General features: G+C 65.0%; 1 protein-coding gene. It reads right to left on the bottom strand.

All coding sequences use genetic code 11. The features are described from left to right. Positions 1–43: 43 nt before the first annotated feature. Complete coding sequence (locus ACE026_RS12520) at positions 44–2215, bottom strand: M3 family metallopeptidase (RefSeq protein WP_486039251.1); 2172 nt, start codon at positions 2213–2215, stop codon at positions 44–46. Between the last annotated feature and the right edge of the window lie 211 nt (positions 2216–2426).

A 2426-nucleotide genomic window follows, 5' to 3' on the forward strand; every position in this document is an offset into this window, starting at 1 on the left:
AGGGCGGGGCGTCTTTCGTACTGCACGTCGTTGAAGCGGACGCTTACTTCTTGCTGCCACCCGAGGTCAGGCCGCGCTTTTCGAGCAGCGGCTCGATCTGCGGTTCATGCCCGGCGAAGTTCTGGAACAGCTCCATCGCATCGACGCTGCCGCCCTTGGAGAGCAGGGTCTGGCGGAAGTGGTCGCCGTTCTTGCGGCTCAGGCCGCCGTTCTCGCGGAACCACTTCTGGGTGTTGGCATCCAGCACTTCGGACCAGATGTAGGCGTAGTAGCCGGCCGAGTAGCCGCCCATGATGTGGCTGAAGTACGGGGTCTTGTAACGCGGCGGGACCGGCGCGTAGAAGATGCCGTCCTTGGCCAGGGCCTCGGCTTCGAACTTCATGACGTCCTTGGCAGCCGGGACCTGGTCCGGGCCGATCTGGTGCCAGCGCTGATCGAGCATGGCCGCACCGAGGTACTCGGTGGTGGCAAAGCCCTGGTTGAACTTGGCGGCAGCGACGACCTTGTCGAGCAGGGCCTGCGGCATGGCGGTGCCGTTCTGGTAGTGCTTGGCGTAGTTCTTCAGGATGACCGGATCATCGGCCCACATCTCGTTGACCTGCGAGGGGAACTCGACGAAGTCGCGCGGCACCGAGGTGCCCGAGAAATAGGGGTACTTCACGTTCGAGAACATGCCGTGCAGGGCATGGCCGAATTCGTGGAAGGTGGTGGTCACTTCATCCCAGGTCAGCAGGGTCGGCTTGCCGGCCGGCGGCTTGGGGATGTTGAGGTGGTTGGCGACCACCGGCTTGAAGCCGGTCAGCTCGGACTGCGAGACATACGAGTTCATCCACGCACCGCCGCGCTTGGAGGCGCGTGCATACGGGTCGAAGATGAAGATCGCCAGCTGGCTGCCGTCGGCATCGAACACGTCGTAGACGGTGACGTCTTCGTGGTAGACCGGCAGGTCGGTGCGCTGCTTGAAGGTCAGGCCGAATTCGAGCTGGGCGGCATGGAAGACGCCGTTCTCGAGCACGTTCTTCATTTCGAAGTACGGCTTGAGCTGGGATTCGTCGAAGTTGTACTTGGCCTGGCGGACCTTCTCGCTGTAGAACGCCCAGTCCCATGCTTCCAGTTTGAAGGTGGGCTTGCCGGCAGCCTTCTGTTCCTTGTCGATCATGGCCTGCAGGTCGGCGGCTTCGCGCTTGGCGTTGGCGACGGCGGCCGGGGCGAGCTGGCCGAGCATGGCGTTGACCGCTTCGGGGGTCTTGGCGGTCTGGTTGGTCAGGTTGTAGGCGGCGAAATTCGCAAAGCCCATCAGCTTGGCCTTGTCGGCACGCAGCTGCATGATGCGCGAGACCAGGGCGGTGTTGTCGTACTCACCACCGCGGCTGCCGCGGGTCACCGAGGCTTCGTAGATCTTCTGGCGCAGCGCGCGGTTGGCCAGGTTGGTCAGCGGCGGCTGGCCGGTGGTGTTGAGCAGGGTGATGACGTACTTGCCGTCCTGGCCGCGGGCCTTGGCGGCTTCGGCCGCGGCGGAGATCTGCTCCTGCGAGAGGCCGGCCAGTTCCTTGACGTCATCGACGGTGATCGCCGAGGCGTTCACTTCGGCCAGCACGTTCTGGCTGAACTTGGTGCCCAGGTTGGCCAGTTCGGCGTTCATTTCCTTGAGCTTGGTCTTGTCGGCTTCGGACAGCTTGGCGCCGGCACGGACGTAGCTCTCATAGTACTTCTCGACCAGGCGCACGCCTTCGGCGTCGAGGCCGAGCTGGGCGCGGGTGTCGTACAGGGTCTGGATGCGGGCGAACAGCTTGCCGTTCAGCGCGATGGCGTCGCTGTGCGCGGCGAAGCGGGCGGAGTAGTCGGCCTGCAGCTTCTTGCGTGCGTCGTTGGTGTCGGCACCGACCAGGCTGAAGAAGACGGTGGTGGCGCGATCCAGGGTGTCACCGCTCTTTTCCAGGGCGATGAGGGTGTTGTCGAAGGTCGGCTTGGCCTTGTTGTTGGCGATCGCCTCGACTTCCTTCAGCTGCTGGGCCATGCCGGCGTCGAAGGCGGGAGCGAAGTCGCTGTCCTTGATCTTGTCGAACTGCGGGAAGTGCAGCGGCAGCGGGCTGTCGGCGAAGAACGGGTTGGCCTGCTGGGCGGTGGGCGCGGCCGGGGTGGCGGCGGTGGCGGAATAGGCGGGCAGGGCAAGGCCGAGGGTCACGGCGACGGCGAGGGCAAGACGGGTGGTCAAGGGGAATTCTCCGGTCAGACAAGTCTTTGAGGGTAACCCGAGCCGTTGCGGAGGGGCTTGTGTCGAAAGACATGTTTTGGCCGGACCACGGCCGGGGCATTGCGAAAGGGCGCGGTCACTGCAGCAGCAATAGCGACAGCAACAGCAACAGCAGCGGTCGGCTGCTGCGAGGCGCGGGGGGGGGGGGGGGGGGGGGGGGGGGGGGGGGGGG

The sequence above is a fragment of the Stenotrophomonas sp. AGC87 genome, from assembly GCF_057333975.1.